This window comes from Chitinimonas sp. BJYL2, from assembly GCF_027257935.1.
Taxonomy (GTDB): Bacteria; Pseudomonadota; Gammaproteobacteria; order Burkholderiales; family Chitinimonadaceae; genus Chitinimonas.
This window is the reverse complement of record NZ_JANZKW010000001.1, coordinates 1-20,131: the sequence shown is the minus strand read 5'-3', so window position 1 is coordinate 20,131 and position 20,131 is coordinate 1. Positions and strand designations below refer to the sequence as shown.

General features: G+C 53.7%; 13 protein-coding genes, 1 tRNA gene and 1 pseudogene. 4 read left to right on the top strand and 11 right to left on the bottom strand.

Features of this window, described 5'->3' with window-relative positions; translation table 11 throughout:
• Nucleotides 1-40: 40 nt before the first annotated feature.
• The 4 genes from O9X62_RS00075 to O9X62_RS00060 all read right to left on the bottom strand — a co-directional run bounded on the left by O9X62_RS00075 (nucleotide 41) and on the right by O9X62_RS00060 (nucleotide 4,256).
• Nucleotides 41-1,591 (bottom strand): ShlB/FhaC/HecB family hemolysin secretion/activation protein, encoded by a 1,551-nt coding sequence (locus tag O9X62_RS00075; RefSeq protein ID WP_269530739.1) that lies wholly within the window; start codon nucleotides 1,589-1,591, stop codon nucleotides 41-43.
• 103 nt (nucleotides 1,592-1,694) lie between these two features.
• Complete coding sequence (locus tag O9X62_RS00070; protein WP_269530738.1) at nucleotides 1,695-2,804, bottom strand: hypothetical protein; 1,110 nt, start codon at nucleotides 2,802-2,804, stop codon at nucleotides 1,695-1,697.
• 24 nt (nucleotides 2,805-2,828) lie between these two features.
• Entirely contained in the window at nucleotides 2,829-3,419 is a 591-nt protein-coding gene (locus O9X62_RS00065) for a malonic semialdehyde reductase (protein ID WP_269530737.1), read from the bottom strand.
• Nucleotides 3,420-3,569: 150 nt separating this feature from the next.
• Complete coding sequence (locus tag O9X62_RS00060; protein ID WP_269530736.1) at nucleotides 3,570-4,256, bottom strand: Bax inhibitor-1/YccA family protein; 687 nt, start codon at nucleotides 4,254-4,256, stop codon at nucleotides 3,570-3,572.
• Nucleotides 4,257-4,412: 156 nt separating this feature from the next.
• On the opposite strand from O9X62_RS00060, the gene O9X62_RS00055 reads away from it, so the two are divergent.
• A tRNA-Ser gene (locus O9X62_RS00055) sits at nucleotides 4,413-4,502 on the top strand.
• A gap of 134 nt (nucleotides 4,503-4,636) precedes the next feature.
• On the opposite strand, the gene O9X62_RS00050 is transcribed toward O9X62_RS00055, so the two are convergent.
• On the bottom strand, nucleotides 4,637-6,187 hold the full coding sequence (locus O9X62_RS00050; protein WP_269530735.1) for a YfjI family protein: 1,551 nt from the start codon (nucleotides 6,185-6,187) through the stop codon (nucleotides 4,637-4,639).
• Nucleotides 6,188-6,314: 127 nt separating this feature from the next.
• Between O9X62_RS00050 and O9X62_RS00045 the strand changes: the two genes are divergently transcribed.
• On the top strand, nucleotides 6,315-7,460 hold the full coding sequence (locus O9X62_RS00045) for a hypothetical protein (RefSeq protein WP_269530734.1): 1,146 nt from the start codon (nucleotides 6,315-6,317) through the stop codon (nucleotides 7,458-7,460).
• Here O9X62_RS00045 and O9X62_RS00040 read toward each other — a convergent pair.
• Nucleotides 7,435-8,583, bottom strand: a complete 1,149-nt coding sequence (locus tag O9X62_RS00040) for an inovirus-type Gp2 protein (protein WP_269530733.1) — start codon at nucleotides 8,581-8,583, stop codon at nucleotides 7,435-7,437. The genes O9X62_RS00045 and O9X62_RS00040 overlap by 26 nt on opposite strands.
• Nucleotides 8,584-9,651: 1,068 nt before the next feature.
• On the opposite strand from O9X62_RS00040, the gene O9X62_RS00035 reads away from it, so the two are divergent.
• Nucleotides 9,652-12,393: an AAA domain-containing protein gene (locus O9X62_RS00035; RefSeq protein WP_269530732.1), complete on the top strand. Its 2,742-nt coding sequence runs from the start codon at nucleotides 9,652-9,654 to the stop codon at nucleotides 12,391-12,393.
• 414 nt (nucleotides 12,394-12,807) lie between these two features.
• On the opposite strand, the gene O9X62_RS00030 is transcribed toward O9X62_RS00035, so the two are convergent.
• The 5 genes from O9X62_RS00030 to O9X62_RS00010 all read right to left on the bottom strand — a co-directional run bounded on the left by O9X62_RS00030 (nucleotide 12,808) and on the right by O9X62_RS00010 (nucleotide 19,585).
• On the bottom strand, nucleotides 12,808-14,988 hold the full coding sequence (locus O9X62_RS00030; protein ID WP_269530731.1) for a hypothetical protein: 2,181 nt from the start codon (nucleotides 14,986-14,988) through the stop codon (nucleotides 12,808-12,810).
• Nucleotides 14,985-16,172, bottom strand: a complete 1,188-nt coding sequence (locus O9X62_RS00025; protein WP_269530730.1) for a hypothetical protein — start codon at nucleotides 16,170-16,172, stop codon at nucleotides 14,985-14,987. Before O9X62_RS00025 ends, O9X62_RS00030 begins: the two co-directional genes overlap by 4 nt.
• A 372-nt stretch (nucleotides 16,173-16,544) precedes the next feature.
• Nucleotides 16,545-17,990: a hypothetical protein gene (locus O9X62_RS00020; protein WP_269530729.1), complete on the bottom strand. Its 1,446-nt coding sequence runs from the start codon at nucleotides 17,988-17,990 to the stop codon at nucleotides 16,545-16,547.
• A 6-nt stretch (nucleotides 17,991-17,996) separates the two neighbouring features.
• Nucleotides 17,997-19,073: a nucleoid-associated protein gene (locus O9X62_RS00015; RefSeq protein WP_269530728.1), complete on the bottom strand. Its 1,077-nt coding sequence runs from the start codon at nucleotides 19,071-19,073 to the stop codon at nucleotides 17,997-17,999.
• Nucleotides 19,074-19,135: 62 nt separating this feature from the next.
• Nucleotides 19,136-19,585, bottom strand: coding sequence for a hypothetical protein (locus O9X62_RS00010; protein WP_269530727.1), 450 nt, complete (start codon nucleotides 19,583-19,585; stop codon nucleotides 19,136-19,138).
• Nucleotides 19,586-19,843: 258 nt separating this feature from the next.
• On the opposite strand from O9X62_RS00010, the pseudogene O9X62_RS00005 reads away from it, so the two are divergent.
• Nucleotides 19,844-20,131 (top strand): annotated as a pseudogene (locus tag O9X62_RS00005) (hypothetical protein); the annotation flags it as partial.

The window sequence follows — 20,131 nt, the reverse complement described above, 5'->3', positions numbered from 1 at the left end:
AGGGGCACGCAGTACCCCTGAGAAAGACCAGTTAAGTTCTTCAGTACGATAAAACGGCTGATACGTGTACGCGGGTATCGCCCTTTTGCTCAGCGGCACCCTCTTTGAGTGCCCTTGCCACGTCCAGCTTGATGGCAGCAGTTTTCTGCCAGTTCAGTCGCAAACCCAGGCCTGCCCCCGCCAGTTCCGTACTTGTCGCTTCACCGGGCAGGGGCTGATTGCGCGACAGGCGTCCCCAGTCAAGGAAGGCTGCACCGCGCAAACTGAGACCGGCTAAGCCCATCTTGCTACCCCAATCCGGGGAGAAGGCTTCAAGGTTGACCAGCACCCCTTCGTCGTCGGCAACAACGCGCTCACCATAACCCCGCACACTGCTCGCACCACCCAGACCAAACTGCTCACCGGGGGCGAGCGCATCGCGGCTGAACTGACCGCTGAGACCAGCATGCAGTGTCCATTCGGGGGCGGGGGTGTAGTAAAGATTGGTGCCGTAACGCACCACGGAATAATGTTCTTTGGCGCCCAAACGGCCTGCATTGATGGCCAGATTGTCACTGCTGATCAGGTTGTAGGCCAAGCTGGCGTTGATATCGTATGAGAAGTCATTGCGTTGCCGCTGGCCCTGGTATCCCACGCTGATGGGGCGCAGCGTGTAGCGGCTTTCCGGTAGCGCGGCGCCGCCAGAAAAGGTGGTGGCACTGTCGAAACGGCGCAAATCCAGGCCCCAGCTCAACTTGTGCTGATAGGCACCAATGTCCCGTAATGCCTGGTTGTAGCGGGCACCCGCAACCAAGCCTTTGCCGTTAACGGTAAACAGGCCCTGTAGCGCACCGGATTCCACGCTGGAATAGCCAGCGTAAAGACTCAGACTGTCGCCGAGTGCATAGAGGGGGATCCGGTAGCCGAGACCCAGGATCTGCACCTGATCGGCCTTCTCGGGCGAGGTGGTGATCTGTGCGGTGAGTACGTGGTCCAGGTCCAGCAGGTTGGCGTGCTGATAGCCCACCATCAGGCGTGTCCGTCCGGTTTCGCTGGTGCCGGTGTTATCGACGCCTACGAAGGCACGCCAGGGCTTCTCCTCGCTTACCTTGATGGTGGCGTCCACGCTGTCGTTGGCTTGCCCGGCCTGCAGGGTGACGGCCAGACGACGGGCGGGGTGTTCGTTTGCCAGACGCAGGCTCTGGGTCAGGTCCGCCGTGTTGGGAACGGCGCCTTCCTTGAGAACTGGCAGGGTACGGCGGATGTTGTGATCGCTGTAGTGCTGGCTACCCTCGATACGCACTTGCCCCAGGCGCGGTTCTATCACCTTGAACAGCACGGTGCCTTGATTGAGCTCCTGCTCGGGCAGGTAGACTTGCAACACACCATAACCGGCTGCGCGGTACTCGCCTTCGAGCGCCTCCAGTGCGCGCTGCACATCTGCAAAATCGCGTTCCGGGCCGATGAACGGTGCAAGTGCTGCCTGGATCTGGGCGTCGGGCAGCAGGGAGTTGCCTTCCACCCGGTAAGCCTTGACCGGAAACTTGAGCGTCTCTGTGGCTTGCGCAACACAAGCGCAAACAAGACAGAGCGTGGCTAACTGGGTTTTCATCCTGCCCCCTGCAATACGGATTGCACCGTGAATTTAGACTTTTGCCTGTACCTGTGCCAGTGAAATAGTGGCATTGGCAGGTAACCCGGCGACTTCGTTGAGCCTAGTACATGAAGCTGCTTCCCGTCATCGACATCGTCTGCAGCAGCCGGAGGCCTTCCTCGGAGACGTAGTGACGGAAATTGAACTGTTTCAGCTGCCGCAGCACGGTGCTCGCGTCGAATTTGCCCGATGAAATCTGGTCGCGTATGCGCTTGAACCGGCCGCATTCCAGCAGCAGTGCCTGGCGTCGCTTGATGACGAGCTGGGCATGGTGCTTTTCGATGATCACGGAAAGTTGCAGCCAGATCAGCAGGCCCCCAGCCCACCACCACCACTCGACGATCAGCGCGACGACGCAGATCAGTACCAGTAGCAGATACCAGACCAGATCAGCATGCGGGAAGTCGGGCGCCCAGTTTCCCAGCTTGGGCCAGTTCAGTTTCAGCTGACTGATGATGCGCTCGCGGTCGTTGGCGTCGCGCTTGAGGCGAGCCCAGATGGCGTCGAACTCCAGCGCGATGTACCACTTGTCGAACAGGCGGCTGTGCAACCAATCCACGGACTGATAAGCGGCGATCTTGCTGCTGAGCAATTGCTGGTAGGCATCACTGGCGAGTTGCGGCAACAGCTCCCATTCGGGGTGACCCAGCTGCCGCCGAACCAGAAGCGGAAAGCCCAGGACATCGATCAATTGCGCCTTGCGTGCATCGATGGCGGCACGGTCAAGACGACTGTCCATCTTGTCGAGGTTGGAATATTCCTCGATCAGTACATCCAGCTTTTCCAGAGATGGCGGCGTCAGCGGACTCTTCACCAGCGCCCGACGGATATTCTCCAGTTCTTCCTGAATGGGCGGGATCAGGTAAGCCGTTTCAGGTGGCCACGGCATGCGCAGGCAATTCTCTACCTTGAAGAACACCTCTTCGTAGTGGCTTGCGAAAGCGCGTTTGTACTCTTCCTGAAGCTGCGCATCTTTGTCGCGCTCACCCGTCATCAGGGGCGGGGAAGGCGGGCGGCGCTGGACATCGAGCCGCAGGCTGTTGGTCATTTGCGCAAACTCGGGCGCAACGCCAACCTTGGCGAACATCGCCGCCAGCTCCTTATGGCGCTGGCGCAGCTCGTCGAGCTCCTTCCAGACGTCCCACTGTGCTTTTTTCTGATTGTCGGCCATTGCTCGCTTAGGGCTGGATCAGGTTCAGGCAATACGGCAGGCGTCGTCAAAGGCCAGACGCGGATTGCGCGCATGCAGCCCTTCAGGAATGCCGTAGCCGAGATTGATCAGGAAGTTGGATTTGACACGGGTGCCGGCAAAGAAGGCCTCATCGACCTTGGCGTTATCAAAGCCCGACATGGGGCCGCAATCCAGGCCCAGCGCGCGCGCCGCCATGATCAGATAAGCGCCTTGCAGGCTGCTGTTGCGGAAGGCAGTTGTCTGGATGACGACATCGTTACCGGCAAACCAGCTGCGTGCATCGGTGTGCGGGAACAGCTTGGGTAGTTGTTCGTAGAACTCAAGGTCGTAGGCAACGATCACGGTGACCGGTGCAGCCATGGTCTTTTCCAGATTACCTTCCGACAAAGCCGGCCTCAGCTTGGCCTTGGCCTCCGCCGACTTCACGAACACGAAACGTGCTGGCGATGCATTGGCGCTGGTAGGCGCCCACTTGAGTGCATCGTAAAGGGCGACTAGGGTGGCGTCGCTGACTGCTTGATCCGAGAAGCGGTTGTAGGTGCGTGCTTCGTTGAACAACTGATCAAAGGCGCGGGCGTCGAGTGGTGCGTGCATGGGTATTCCAGTTGGTACGGTTCAATCGGCCCAAGCATAGCCGCGCGGGGGGGTGTTTGCCAGCCTCGTTGGCCTGCGCGTGAATCCGCAGCACAAAAACAAAACACCCCGGCGCGGGCCGGGGTGTTCGGGACCATTGCCGAAGCAGGGTCAGTCGCGTTCGCCACCGAATGCCATCAGCAGGTTCAGCAGGCTGATGAACACATTGTAAATGTCGAGATACAGCTGCAGTGTGGCCGTCACGTAGTTGGTCTCGCCACCGTTCACGATCTTGCTGATGTCGTACAGGATGAACGCCGAGAACAGCAGCACGGCTACCGCAGAGATTGTCAGCGAGAGCGCCGGGATTTCCATGAAGACATTGGCAACGGCTGCCAGCAGCAAGACCACGGCGCCCACCATCAGGAACTTGCCCATGAACGAGAAATCACGCTTGGTCACAGTGGCAATGGTCGCCAAGGTGAAGAAGATCGCCCCTGTGCCAACGGCCGCCGTGGTGATCAGCTGTGCACCATTCGAGAAGCTCAGCGCCACTTGCAGATACTGCGACAGCCACAGACCCATAAAGCCGGTGTAGGCCAGCAACAGCACCACACCCATCGGGCTACGCTTGGTTTTCTCGATCGCGAAGAACGCACCGAAGCTCACGGCCAGGAACAGGATCAGACCCATCCAGCCGCGCATCATGAAGCCCATCGATACACCCACTGTGGCACCAATTGCCGTAGGCAGCATTGACAGGGCAAGCAGCATATAGGTATTGCGCAGCACCTTGTTGCGGGCACTGGAAACGTCCAGCGACTGCTCGATACCAGCGGTTTGCAGTGTGGGTTGCATGGCAGACTCCGTGTGGCTTGATGAACTTAGTGCGTGAGATTAATCGAAGCGCCCAAAGTTGCAAGCATCATGAACATGGAAAAACCCCGCCGCTTGCGCTAGCATCTCGCCCTCGTTGCATGGGCCATCCCCGAGGGCCTGCGTACACAGAAACATGGAAGCGTGGCCGAGTGGTTTAAGGCAGCGGTCTTGAAAACCGCCGTAGGTGTGAGCCTACCGTGAGTTCGAATCTCACCGCTTCCGCCACGATACGCAAACAAAGCCATGATTTTTCAGGGCTTTTTTGTTTTTCTGATTTTGAGTATGCCATTCGGTATGCCAGTTTGTGTTTCGTAGTAGATCTGCGGTTCAGCTAGGGCAGTTTGGTTCGTTGTGTAGTCCTAGATGTCTTGCAGTGGGGTAGTTAACGAGAACTGATACTGGTTCTTCCCACTGTTCAGGTTTACTTGGCCTCGTTCGGCCAAAATGGCTAAGGCTCGCACAACGCTGGTGACGCCGCCCTTCCGGAAGACCGAGGGTCCGTCCTTTTGTACGGTTCGCCGGGAAAATATAGGGTTGCCGGTCTCGTGGCGCTTAGCCTGCAGCCACGTCAAGAGTAGATGGGCATTGGATAGGTCTTGTGCGCTTTGCTGGATCTGGGCATGCGAACGCGTTGAGCGGCTGTGCTGGGCGGCGGGCTCGGCAGAAAAGTACTGGTCAAAGCGGATAAATTCCCCGACATAGAACCCACAAAGCCGAATGGCATTCCATAAGTTTTGCTCGGAAATTGTCAACGTGCCGGAGTCGATCAGTTCCAGGATTGCCGCAACGCGAGCGACATTCTCGGCGAGCTTGGCACCGTAATCCCGATAGTGTGCGAGTTGCCCGCTTGGCCTTAACTCAGTCTCGACCCAGTCGGCATAGTCTCGCCACAGTAACTCGGCGGAGGAGCTGAACCCGGCACTTGGTAATGCCTCGCGTTCACGGGGTCTTTGTTGCCAGGATGCATGCAGTAACTCTGACAGCCGCTCATGAAAGTCCTTGAGCCCTACACGCTTCGGAGCAGGTATGTTGAATCGTGGTGGCGGCGTCCAATAGTTCATAGCCCAAGACTTAGGCTGGAAATAGGGGGGTGCCTCTTGTCGGTAACCCATCATGCTCTCTGGGTGCGTCACAAGAAATCGAGCTAGAAACCCACTGCCACGAGCCTGCTTCCCGGATGATTGCAAATATTTTTGCAACACGGCTGGCTGAATCATGAGTGAAGTTGTCAGGCGTGGTCGTTCAATGTGTATCGGAGCGGAAGTCTTGCGGTTCTGCCGCAAGGTTTGTCCATCCCACAGCTCATTCAGGAGTCCTAGGTTGCGCATGGCGCCGGATTCAACAATCTGGCCACCTTCATTAGAGAAGAGGGCGACTGAAGGCCAGGTGTCCGACATCTTGGCGATCAGCCCTTGCGGGGTTGTATTTGAGAAAAGCATTTGGAGCGAGGGAGGCTCTGTCGGTTTTCTCTCTAAATGAGCGATCAATTCTTCTTTGATTTGCCCTGTGTCGAGCCCCTCCTTGATGATTTCCGCCATTTGATACTCGAGCTGCCGCTCCCGAATTTTCCATTCCGTCAGATCGGCTTGATATCGCCGTGACTGGGTTTGTTGGCTCTGCTGTACGAAGGCTTCGAACTCGATGATGGGAGCTGCAAATAGTTTGTCTATTGCAGATTTACGCTCCCCTGACACGGCGATGACCAGCAAGAAGAGCGAGATGGGAGAGCGCAGGCCACCGGGGCGTACCACGTCAGCATAATTCTGCAGTGCCAGCGATGCCATGCCTAACGCTGAGCTGATCACCATGGGTATCGGCGCCTTGACCTTACCAACGACCTCTTGCACTGCTGCGCGTAGTAGAGGGGGAAGGTTGTCGTAAAGGTGCTGATACTGGAGATTGGGTGTCATGTAATTGACTCGTCTAGCGTGATGAAAGGGCAACGTGAAGACCGGGCTAGTTTCTTGATTAGGCTAGCCTGCGATGAGCCTTGCCGCTAAGGTGGTGGTTGGCACGATCTGACATTGGGAACTAGTCATGCAGGAACTCCCAGCCCAGCCAATTGAGCTTGTAGAGCTAGGTGCTGCATATGCCGCCGCAGACCCCAGCCTCAATGTACTGTTAGGCGAGGCGATCGCAGGGCGAATCGATCTGTTTGTGCGCTGCCCTAGGCATCTGGTGCCCATATCGGACTCCGAAGGTACTGACGCTGCCAGCGCGCTGTTATTGGGTTATACGCCGGACCAGCTCCCGCTCAGGTTTAGATACATGGGAGACCCAAAGCAGCACACATTTGATTTTCCGGTTCGGCAGGAAAGCGTCCAAGTCATGCGACTCTATCCAGAGTCAATTCGCGGAATCGTGGACTTGACCAGTCCAGAAGTTATGTTTTTCAACGGTTGGCTTGTAGCCCCGCAGGATGGTGATGAGACCAGTACCCGGTCATTGGTCTTGTCAAACTCGCCGTACACCCACCTTCAATTGGCAGATCGTACATGGCAGCCGAACTACTGGTTCCAGGACCCAGCGTACCGCCCTTTAGAGGTTCGCTGGACGGAGTTGTTGATTGACGCGAGATATGTCTCCGAACCACGGTCAACTACCCCTGACGCTCCGTCAACTAGCTCAAAAGTCAGAAGCCCAAGCTCTCCGTCACCGCTCATCAATGTCTTCAATCAACTAGCTGATGTTTACTTCGGTGGTGATGATGTTGAAAAAAATCCTTTTAAAGCCGTGAAGCCAGGCGACGTATTCGATAAGCAACGAGCCATAGCGGCGATTCAAGAAAAGCTCATTATCAAGAAGCGATTGGATAGAGTGGAGTATCTGTGTAGGGCCATTAATCTGCATGGAGGTAGGGGCCGGGGTGTTCATTCGGAGCACCACAAGCAGCGGGCTATCAAAATATCAGCTGAGGAACGTGCTCGATACCCCAGCTATTTCTCGGATGTTTTGATTGTCTATAATGAATGCGCGCGTAAATATGAAGAGGGTAAGTCGGTTCAGGGTGGTTGGAATACAAGCAATTTAAAGGAGATTGAAACTTGGTTGACGAGTTGTGGAGTTGTTAGGTTGACAAAAACTAAAGAGTCCCAGAAGAGTGAGCAAGACTATTTGATTCAGGTTTTTCAAAGCGAAGGTCGAGGTGAAATCGTTGCTAGTTCGCGTTTGATAAGCGACTAGCGGCCTTGCTAGGTGACTCCGTGAGAATAAAACGCATGTTCCAGGTCGCCTGAGGGCAGGCTCGCTTTGCCCCTGCGTTGCTTTTGCGTTTTGGTGCCTGACTGGTCCAGAGGTTTCGCGTACCAGCCTTCGAATTGTGACAAATAAAGAAGTCGGTCTTGGTTAGATAAGTAACCACCTTGCGCAACTCATAAAGTCGCGCTGTATCGGTCACGTGGATTAAGCCAATTCCCAAGCGCTTGTGTCGGTCTGGGTGTGGTTGGCAGTTGTAGTAGCTACCAAACTCGGGCGTGATGCACTTTACCCAGTATTCCCCAATGGTTTTCGCAAGGTTTATGTCTGCGGAATGGTCGTGTCCATTAAGCAGGACTAGTAAGTGATAGTGTCGACCCCCTTCGATGCCATGCTCGCGTTTCAACACGTATGACAGCACACCTGGTATAACTCGCTTCTTTGAAAGATTGCAAATAAACTTCTTGATGGCCGTGCTAACTGTTTCTTCCCCTTCTGGTGTCCAGAAATGCATTTTTGTTAATAGATCTACACGTATTACCAAGCATTTTGAGCAGGCCTCTAGTGTTTTTGCGATCAGATTCGCGACTGAGCCAAAGTTTTCCCTGGTGCGACGAGTGTGCCTATTGATAAGGGTGCGGAACGGTCTCAATCTCGACACTCTGCGAACCACCTCCGCCCTTCGATTCAGGCGTCGGACAGCCTGGGTTATGAGGGTTACGTCACCATATCGATGGTGCCAGTATCGCAGCTCTCCTTCGCAGCGAAAGGCCAGCCACAGCGCGAGAGGTATGTACGGATGCACCAATGCCTGACCGAAATGAAATGGTAGATTTTGAATGTCCTTGGCGATGAAAGAGAGTAATTTCTTGCCGATATCTGAGTGGCCAATGGTGGCTTTACCAGTTCGCTGGTGGAGCTGTACTTCGAAAATGGGCTTCTTGGATTTAATGACGTCCTCAATCAGGAAGGTGCCGTGCTTGACGACGCGTGAGGCATACCCTGGCTCCAAGACTAATGGGGTGTGACTGTCCATTGTGTTTGGTGCATAGTAAATGCAAGTGCTTTCCAACAGCTGATCGCTGACGTCGGCATAATAAGATGTCTTCATTTTTGACCTTTACTTTGTGGCAGAATTGGCACTGTTATTTCCTTTGAATTGAATGAGTGATGTGATGCTGGGTCTGTGTTGTTTGTCCATTTGTTTATATTGGATAAATCTTGTCTGATTTAAAAAACAACAAAAGCATATAATCCGGAATTTGGCGCTTCTCCAGTGTTTAGATAATCAGCCCGTATGCAGGGTTTCTTTGTATGTTTTGAAATTTTTGTAATGTTGAATTAGCGTTATTCTTTCGGCTGATCAGGCCGCTGCTCTGGTTGCAATCCAGTCGATAATATTTTGCGCGTACCACGCATTTGCCGTGTTGATGGCTCCCCCCGGGGTAAGTTTAAAAGGCCTGGGAAAGTCCGGGTCGTGATACTTACTGGCTGGGTTAAGCTTGTTTCGGATAGTGCTTGAGCTCAGTCCTGTCATTTCGCGCACCTTCGGTAACTTCCAGACTTGGCCTATATTTGATGAGGTCACTTTGCACTCCTTGGCATGGTTGACGGGATGCCTGACGGAATGATCGTGCGATCAAATTAGAAAAGCTACCGGGATATTTTCTGCTTGAACCGGGAAAGTGATGTGGGAAGTGGGAGGCCTAAGAAGGATATTCAACCAACCTTCGAATTGGTATGTCTGGCCGTGGGCTATATGTAGTCCCGCACGTCGGTGTATTATTGCCTCGCCTTGCGCACATTCCGCTTCGGTTGAATCGGGCAAATCTGTCGTTTGCGACAGATGGAAAATTAGTTCATAAATGCCGCTCGGGGCGGCATCTGGCGAGGGAATAAGTTGCGACAGTCGCAGCGACTTTCTTGCGACAAGTGGCTGTTGCGTGAGTGGCAGGAGCAAGTTGGCTCAACGACGCTGTCGTTTAGGATGATCACCATCAACGCGGATCGCCGCCCTTTATTCCGGCCGATGCATATGCCACCTTCGAGCATCATCCCTCTCTGTATATTCGCGCTCAATGAAATGGAACACCGGCCAGTGTGAACCGGTTTGCTGTTTGACGGGGTGATTCGCCAAGAGAATAGACAGAGCAGTTTTGAATGATTCCAGGGCGCAAAAATGAGACGTATTGTTTCGATCTATGTTGATGAACAGAACAAGACTGAGCAAATCAGCGACTGGACAATTTGCCGGAGTGACAAGCGCGAAGCCCTAGAGCTGACGTGCCATTTCTCATCGGGGAGAAAACTCATACGCCCGCTTAGTAACTGCCGCGTCGAGCCTGTTCGTGAGTTGGGCGCAATGCTACTGACGAGGTTGGGTGACGTAGTCGCCCAGCCCATTGAAAAAGCGACGATCTACGGCGAGCGGTATGCCGTTGTGCACTATCCACGTGGCACCAAGCCCTATGTCTTTAAACTGGACAAAATCCAACTCACCAACCAAACGACGTTGAAGGAGACGCCGGTCTTCCGTTACTTCATTGAGGTGGCAAACGCCCGGAAAGCGCGTGCGGGGACGAAGGATCAGCGACAGATCTTCGATAACGTCGTGCAGCAACTGAACAGACTGCCGCCGAGCCCGGATACTGCATTGCACGCCTACTGCACAGGCCGGAACGCAACGCGGGTGCTGGATGGGGGCTTGGTCTATCCATTCGGTGTGAACGAAAGCCAACTCGCTGCAGTCGAGCGTGCGTTCAGTTCACAGATTAGCGTGATCGAAGGGCCACCCGGCACCGGCAAGACCCAGACCATCCTCAACATCCTTGCCAATATCCTGCTGCGAGGCAAAACGGTCGCGGTGCTGTCCAATAACAATGCGGCAGTGGAGAACGTGTACGAAAAGCTGGATAAGTCCGGCCTGGGCCATCTGGTTGCCAAGCTCGGCAGTAAGGATAACCAAGAGGCGTTCTTCGCCAACCTACCTTCTTGGCCATCGGCTGAGCCGGAGCGTGCACCGGCTATGGATGAGATACAAGCGACGCTGACCCGTTTGAGACGATATCTGCGCGACCACAATGAGGCTGCACAACTGCAGGCCGACATTGCTGAGCTGATTATCGAGCAGCGTTTCCTGCGGCAGTGGCAGGACGAAAACGGGGTGCTGGCTCCCACATCGCTGGACAAGTATCAGCTGTCTCCTAGCAAGACGGCAGACCTTATGGCCTACCTGTCTTATCTGGGTGAGCAGCGTATACGGCTCAAGGACCGGATCGAACTGCTGTTCAATTTCAAGATTTTCCGCGTCAAGCCCTTCGCAACGGAGACGCGACTATCCTTTTTCTATGCCCTGCAGATGCATTACTACGAGAAGGCACTACAGGAGAAAGAGGCAGCATTGCAGGCTCGCAACGAGTCGCTGGCACTCGGTAACTTCACCTCTTTACTGCAGGCATTGACGACAGGGTCCATGCACTATTTGAAACGCCGTCTGCACAAATCAGCTGTGGAGGAGCATTCTTTCGATGCTCAGACATATAAGAAGACTAACTTCGATGCATTTGTGCGTCGCTTCCCGATCCTTGGCAGTAGTACACACTCCATTGTTAATTCGATGCCGCCGGGGGCAATCCTCGACTACGTCATCATCGACGAGGCCTCGCAGCAGGATATCGTCCCTGGCATCCTGGCACTGGGCTGTGCGAAGAATCTGATCATCGTCGGCGACAACCGGCAGTTGGCACATATCCCCGTTGCATTGGGTCTACCAGCCCCCGACGACATATACGATTGCGAGCGATACAGCCTGCTCGACTCTTGCATCGGCGTGTTCAAGGACACGCTGCCAAGAACTTTGCTGAAAGAGCACTACCGCTGCCATCCCCGGATCATCCAGTTCTGCAACCAACAGTTCTACAACAACGCGCTGTTGCCGATGACAAAGGATGCTGGCGAAGCACCACTACGGCTGGTGGTGACCGCCAAAGGCAACCACGCTCGGATGAACACCAACCTCAGGGAGTTGGATTCCTTGCTGAAGGTGCTCGAAAACGATGGAGAATGTGTCGAGCTTGATGCTGACGGACGAGGCTTCATTGCACCTTTCCGGGGACAGGTAACGCTCTCGGGTGCGCACTTGCCAGTGGATTTCGTTAAAGAAACCGTTCACAAGTTTCAGGGCAGGGAGTGTGACGAGATTGTCTTCTCCACCGTGTTGGACAAGAAGCGCCACAATCAGAAGAGTAACCGGCTAAATTTCGTGGACGACCCACGTATGGTCAATGTGGCTGTGTCGCGGGCCAAGCACAGGTTCACCTTGGTCACAGGAGACGAAGTCTTCAGCGCAAACAATGGGCACATTGCAGCGCTTATACGCTACATGGAGTATTACACGCAGGAGAAGCAGATTGTACGGGCTCCCGTGGTGTCGGCCTTCGACCTGCTGTACAAGGAGTACGACCAATCCTTGGCGCGGCTCAACGCTAGGTTGCGGCCTGATGATTCACGATACAAATCCGAACAGATTGTGGCGCAGCTGCTTCGCGAAGCACTATCTAATGAGCCTTTCCGGGCACTAACTTTCTACCCTCAGATCACACTGAGTCAGCTCGCCTCGTCAACCAACGCAGCATTGACGGAACAAGAACGAACATTCATGCGTAACCGAGCCAGTTGTGATTTCGTACTGTATTTCAAGGTGGGCAAAACACCGTTGGGGGTTATCGAAGTCGATGGTGGCTCTCATCATCGGCCTGAGCAGTCGGCACGTGATGCTTTGAAGAACAGCATTCTTGCGAAGAGCGATCTTCCAATCCTACGCTTGAGCACTGTTGAGAGTGGTATAGAAAAGAAAATCGCTGGGTTCCTTGCTACATGGGCACACACTACATCCAACGAGGGCCGCACGACCGCCAACTAAAGGGCAAGACAGCGAGCCGCCTATCGCTGCGTTCAGCCGTGGCAGGGCAAGTACCACTTAGCAGCTGGGCTAGGAATGTATGTCGGCAAGCAGGTTGGTAGAGGCGCCTAACACTTTGCAATGCCAGAGCTCATACAGAGGGGGTGTTCGCATCCGCTGGCTGGTGAACTCAAACGTTAATGTCTGGATTAAGAGCTACAGCAGTCACTTCATTTTGTCGGCAAGTGAGGCTGCTTTGGCCGAACAGCTGACCGTGTTGCGCTATCCTGACCGCTCCTCGGCCAAACCGGTCATTCAAGTAACCGAGACGTAATGGCTGCTGTATTTCATTAAGCAGAAATCGATCTGTCTACCGAAGTCGGGGCGATTCAAGCTGAACTCCAACAATCTTACATAGCAAGTTGTTCTGCACGGTTACTGCGGTTGGTGCAAGAATCCTAATTCACTCAGACTTTGTTCGCTTATGCCGTAGACAACGAGTTTTTCCCACGCTGAAGCGATTTCCTTTGCTGTTCCCAGCTTGCCTGCAATCAGCGCCATGGACAGCTCAATCTGGTACAAATCTGCGCCCTCGGAAAGATGTGGAGCCTGAATCAACGTGACCAAGTATTTCCCCATGTCCACAGAGACTTCGTCCGAAGTGAGGGAGCGGAGAATGGAGCAGGCAATGAGTTTTTCCGTGTAGGCATCTTGAAACACGAAGCATGCGAGACGCGTTGGCTTGGTCAGCGAGTAAGGATTCAAGCTTACTCCCTCACCGGTTCTAAGCTGTTGCACAGCACTGGCCGTGGCCATGAGCACTTGTAATTGCGATGATCCAGCTTTCCCTGCAACTGATCCTGCTCCCAATGGCGGGAAAGGAGCCCCATCAGGCAACGCTGCTAGATGCCCCATGGGATCAAGCGGCTCGCCCGCGGACAACAGAGCCAAACGATTGATGAGAGGGCTGTCGAACTTTCCGCTCTTACTCGCCAGCTTTTCAAGCCACCTCTTTTCTTGACACCAGGGGCAATCAGCTGATGTATGCCAGTCTGGGAGATGCACGCAATAGAGATGGTGGAGTGTTGCACCCCAGTCGTGGTTTGTTGTCAGTCCACTCCTCAGCTGATCTAGTTGCTTTTTAGATCGGGTGGTCACTATTGGTGCGAAGAAATGTACGTGATTGAACGTTTCCCATAGATGCGGGCGAGGCGCACGCAAACCTACGTTGAGGTTACGCATCCGACATCCAGAGACGATTTTGTCGTCAAAGACCAAAACTGTCGGATTTTGGGGTAGGTTTTGTAGCTCGTTTAGTTGATCTAGAAAAACCACCGGTAGATCGCGCCACTTTTCAATTATCTCTTTGAGTAGATCGCTGGCCTTGTGATTGGCAATGACAACGAAATCAGGTGCAGGATCCATTGAAGTCAATACCTGAAGAACCTCGTCTTGGAATTCTGGCGTCTTGAGCAGCACAGCTGCGTCGATGCCGAATGCGTGATGTCTTGGATACACCTCATTCGGGTCATCAAAATGCACCCTTAGTGCACCGGGAACCGCGCCATACTTATCCAGGAATGGCCGCTGCTCTTTAAAGAATTTACCGGAGAGTTTGACCTCTTTGATCTCCGCGATACCGACAAGAAAGGAGTTCCCTTGGACTCTTATCGGTGGCGGATTTCCCTGCCCGCAATGCTCGCAAGAGGCGGTATCTGAGGAGTGAAAGTAGCCCTCGACCGAGAGACGAGCTAGTGGCATCAGGCTATCAGGAAGATCCGTGGCTGCGAAGACCGTACAGATGTCCAATTCAATTTGATTGGTCTCTGCCAACTCCTTGAGTACGCGAGCAAGCTTGCCTGTAGACGTAATTCCGATCACCGCCGTGACCAATGGACCATTTACCAGGATTCGCGAGGCCTCCGCTCGTAGTGTGGTCTCGCTGGGATATCCTTTCAGGCAAAGTACTTGATGTACTCCACCATAGATCTGGTTAACGTGCGTCCCGAGCAGCAGCATGCTCGGATGGTCGACTAGAAACCTGCGTTCAGGCAGGTCCTCGTGACACGCCAGCTGGATAACCAGAGAGACAACCACCCAGTAAGCGGTCCGCTGAACTGCCTCTACACAGTCAAAAGCTTCTGAAAGCCGAATGAAGTGCGACGCATGCGCTTTCGAGGGTAGTTCGAAATGTTGGCCATCGGGTGCATGAACAATGCAGCGAGGAAGCCCTTCCTCTATCGATGCGTGTATAGCTTGCGCCACGAGGTCCTGAAGGTCTTGCTCGCCTAAAGCGGTAATCGACGAATCTTCTTTGGCGTCGTACTCAAATCGCAACGGCTTGTAGAAGCCAGCATGTACGGGATGGGCACTATGCCCACAAAGCCATGCTGGGTCTGGCGCAAAGAAAAGAGCTCTCCCAGCTAGGCGTTCCTTCGCTTGGAGTCGAGCACTGTCTAGAGGAAGATCACCGGCAACTGCTCCCATCCACAGGAAACCATTGAGGTAAATCAGAATGCTGTCGGCCTCCTGTACGCACCTCTCGTCTAAACGGGTGAGCGCAGAGCCGAGATCGCTGAGGTCCTGCAATACCTCTTGGCGTACGAAGGTCTTCATGCTGCCGGCGGGAGGTTTTTCTGGTCGAACATGTCCGGCTGGTCTAAACCGGACGCATATTCCGGAACCCAGATAGAGACGGAGGTACCGGATCCTCGGGTTAAGTCGTCCTCCGCGATGGCATCTTTATCCAACTCAGGATAGGGAGACTCTCCAAGCGAAAAGTCTTGTACGTAGTGAATACCTGAAGAGTGAATTTCGATACGAGCGCGCATTTTGTGGGCAGCGGACAACGCATGTGAAAGTCCCAAGCCTCGCTTAATTGCCCCCTGCGGTTTTCGGGTCACTTCGCGAACAAAGGCACGCGCGAACCGATCCTTTGCCGATTCATTTGGCGATACCGGCGGCAAAGTTACCTGGATCCCATCTCCTTGGTCCGAAACTGTTAGGCACACTAGCCCTAGCCCCAACTTGCCTTCTGGTGATTCAGTCGCTCGGGCAATGTATTCCTGCAACCCCTTCGATAGCTTGTCAAGCTTTGTGGTGGCGCTGACGACTACCTTCTCAATCAGCAGTGCCCTGACGCCTTGTCGAGCAACCTTGTTCTTCGACGATTGGCCATGTTCTTGGGAGTTGACGAAGCACTCAAACACAAACGAGTTCAAGGACGACTCGGTAGACGAGTTCAGAAAGCTGCGAAAACCCATCGCTGCCGCCATTGAGGCGAGCATTTGACGGAAGTCAGACTCGTCCAATGGAAAGTCCTTGTCCTCATTCTTGGCGTATGCCCTGAGCATAGACGGAAGCTTGTGGGCGGGGTCTACGCATACCAAGGCACAACTCTGACCCTTGCCGAGGAGGCCTCCGCGTTGCAAGTAAAAGTTGGCCAAGTTCCGATCAAATGCCTCAGAGGCAGCTTTGTTTTCCTGCCCAAACGACTTTACTTTCGCATGGCGAATCAGAGAGATACCAAATGGACCACCCAGCAAGCAAGCCTCGAACTCATCGGCACTCACCGGTTCGGGGAATGCACACTGCATGACTAGCTCGCCCTTCTTGTGTGTGGCGAGTTTCGCAAGCGCAAGCCCTTGTGCTCCAGGTTCAAAGCTCGAGGCTCTGGTGAGCTTGAACCCATCGACAGCAGACATGTCCCACGCTCGGATATCGTCAATCGTGCAGTTCTTAACAATGGTTTGAATATTCATTTTTACGTCCCAGGCAGACTTTACCAACAGAGCACTCATGCTCTTCGTCTCAGTCTGCGTAGCGAAGACGATCGATGATGGATGGCCTTAGCAGTCGGCCATTTCGGCGACAGATACCTTAGGGTTCCTCTGGAGAGGAAATCCAGGTCCAACGGCTGCATTGCCCCTTGTTTCCTAATAATTCAATGACTATTCCCAGATGAAAGAGGCTGTCTGCGACTTATTATGCGAACGCCCACTTTGGCCGAGTTGCAGTCACCCAGCTCGCTGCTTAGTTGGCTTCTCTGCCTAAGCAGGCATGGGCGGTTATTTTTAGCATGTTTTAGGTCTAGGCAGAGGTGTAGCTCACTCGTGTGTCGGAGGGAAAGAGTTCGAGAAATGAAACCGCCAGCTCGAGGTGGCGTTGGTACATTACTGAGCAAGCAGGAGTTCCGCCACGAAGGGAAGGTTCCAAGTTACTAACGCGAGCAGCGAATAAAGGCCGCCAGTAATGACCATCGCCCAGAACAAGGTCAGCCTGCGTTTTGCAATTGGTTCCATGAACCGGTCACGCTTTTCGGCCTGTGAAGAGTAGTGCTGGAGTACGTCAAGCCATGCTTCGCTTTCTTGATAGGCAAGGCTGGCGTCCCGCAGATGCGAAGCAAGCTGAAGGATGCAGGACAGAACCAGATAGGCTGCCAGTACCTTCACAAGCAGCGCGAGCTCAGCGCTTGTAAGCAACTCATGCAATTTCGTCTGATCGAATTTGCCAATGAACGAAAAACCGATAAATACCAAAATCCCAAGCACATCACGGGTCAGGCTGCCCACCAAATCCCGCACTTTGGCCGCATATAAATCGGCCTGCGATCTCATGTCCTTCATGAGCTCACGGACTTCCTTGTGATAAGCGTCCTTTCGCTCAAGGATTACAAACCCATAGCTATCACGCGCTTGTTGCAAAGCAGCTGTTAGGTAGCTGTCTAATCCATGCAGCAATGACTGCCCTTGTTGGATATCAATCGAAAGCCGATCCATGATCAGGCGTAGCCGCGTTTCAGACCGTTCCTCATATACCCAACGAACCGCCTCGATCAGCCGCGAGAGCAGCTCCGGAGTTTCCGCCCACTCTCCCTCTAGGAGCGGAAGTGAGATTCTCTTGGTGCCACGTAGAGTAACTTCATATCGATCATCAACACGGCGCAGTTCTTGAACAAGACATGCTGCAAGTACGCGCGTACTCAACTGAACCAAAGGGGTCGCTTCTCCGGTCGATAGATTTCCCCAAGTCAACGCAAATGCGCTTGGACAAACCCGCAGCGCCTTGACCGAGTTGGTATGGATCAACCCATGTATTGCGGATGTATCTGGCAGGGCAACATCAGCTACCTCTGAGGCCTCTTCCCACAGAGGCAATACCCAAAGTATTTGTCCACCAAACCCACTCTGCAGGCCAAGAACCCGGATCGTCGTTGGTTCGGCCAGGTCTGGCTCATTCCCGCTTGGATACAAGAACGGGTCCGTGCGGGCCAGCCATTGGTTAAATCCATCCACCGAAAAAAACAACAAGGTTGTTTCGTTATCCCTCGCCCGCAGAGTTTTCGCGAGCTTTGTCTTCCCCAAAATTAGCCGCCAAGGCTCGCCATCGTAGGTGGAGTCTACTAGCTCGGCCGCATCAACAGACCCGCCCGAAATCAAAAGACTTGGGGTGTCGACGCCTAGCTGGGAGGCTTGGTCCGTAATCCGTCGAATGATAGCTTTTGCAGCATCATCAAGCGCCTGACCTTCCATGGTCACACGGAAGCTCTCATCAATGAACTGCGCTGCATGTGCGCGCAGTTCATTGATTGCGTTTAGAAGGTCCGCTGCAGCGGTCATTGGCTACTAACCCTTGGGGTCCAGTCGATTTGTTTCAATGGTGATGCGAGTACGTCCTGCATCCAATAGCTCGATATGCATACCCATCTCTTCTTGGGTACCTTCGAAGGTGATAGTTACCCCCTCAAACGTCTTATAGACCTGTTTTCGGTCACTATCGCGCAGTGATCCTGGCTGCGGCCTGAATTGTTGCCCTGCAACCCCGGCTTCGGCAAGCGCCTCCCGGAGTGATGCCATAAGTTCAGCTTTGCGAGCGGCATCCTCGTCCCGAATTACGGCATTCAAGTACTCATCGGTATCAAAGGCATCGTGATCCTTCAAGTAATTCAGCGACCGGCCAATGAAGGTATTCAGGTCTTCACCTGGGGGAAGTTTGTCAGCCGGTATTCTCTTCGCCCATTTCCGTACCTCTACGTGGGCGGATCTTGTAAGCACAGAGTCTTGCTGACGCTCAGTTACGCCAAGGAAACCGCGAAAGTAATCCCCCAATCCCGGCTTTTTTATTCTATCGAAGGCCAATACATCCCAAGCGAATCGCTCCGATACGTCGATTAGTGCACTCTTCTGTACTGCGCCTTTGCTTTCATTTAACGAATTGGAAACTTCGTCCAATACGGCGACGCGACGACCATCTATTTCCTTGTAGCTGTATGTAAATGTGGGCTGTTTGTCCATCTTTACAAGAAATACAAGCTGCTGCCAGTTATGAGCGGCTGCCAAATACTTCACCGTAGATACAATGAATACGCCTGCTGCCATATTGCCTCGATGGCGCCCAGCGAAATTAGCTGTGATCTGTCGTGATAGCTCGATGAACCGGTCTGGCGCAGCGGTCAACTGTTCGCACTTTTCTTTGAGGTGTACCGCATCTGGCTTGAATACATACTGGGTACCCTCGGCGATTTCGCGCAGGCGGGCCAGGAAAAATTCTTTTTGCTTATCTTGTAATTGCACTTCATCTAGAAAGATAACCTCGTCGTCTTCGTCGACATCAGGTGCAATGATGTGAAAAATAAAATCAACGATTTCCAGGCTATCGCGCTGAGCTTGGTTCAGTACGCCATCCAATTGTGCAACTGCCATTCTTCCTCCCAGTGTGATTCGATCATTCTCAAAAACCAGCTGCCCCGAGGCTTAGTAGGCATTTACTTGGGATTACCTTCCGCTGTAGGCGTATTTAGTCCACAGACCTGTGCCATCAACACTGCACACGACCAATCGACCTCAACGGGGAAGCTTTTGACGCCCCAGTAGTGCATCAACCTGGAACGATGCCGGCCGTTGGTGAATTCAACGCCGTACAGCCCGTCGGCCTGCCTTTTGATAACTGCAATGGGCATTTCAGGAATACGCCCATGTCCGGAAAGGTTGGCGATTACCTTCGCCAACCGTTGCTTTTCCCACAAGGGAACCTCAGGAACGTACTCAGGTATTGCAGGATGTTGGCAGCAAGTAATGAATCGCTCAGCATCGACCATGATCACCGGATACGGCTTTTCCTCGAACCCGGCAGAGCGCTGGCGAAAGCGAATCTGGCTATAGGGTGCACCACTGCCAACAGGAATCTCAATTGTCCAAATGCGTTTGTTTTCCAAGGAGCGATTCCGTAGTCAACCTCATGTAATGGCGGCGAAGCGTAGCGCTTCTCTGATTCACTACGCATCCCCCAAATGGATGAAAAACCCCGATATATTCGCACCCAGAACACCCCCAACCCGCCACCGCCACGATCCTAGATTTCTTCAGATCTATATCACCTCCTCGAACCACCAGCGATAGGTCCCGATCCAGCCGATCAAGACCTCATTTCAAGCCCGATCTTTATCGGGCTTTGTCATTCTTGGAGCCCTGATATGTCCCATCTGATCGAAACCATGGCCTTTACCGGCCAGACGCCCTGGCACGGCCTGGGCAACCCGTTGTCTCCCATGCAACCCCTCGAAACCTGGCTCACCGAGGCCGGCATGGACTGGACCATCGAGCAAAGCGACGTGCTTTACAACGTCTCGGGCGAAGGCATGCACATCCGCGTCAATCCCGATGCCAAGGTGCTGTTTCGCTCCGACACCATGGCCCCACTGTCGGTGGTTTCGCCGCGTTACAAGACTGTCCAGCCCGAGGAGGTCCTGCACTTCTATAAC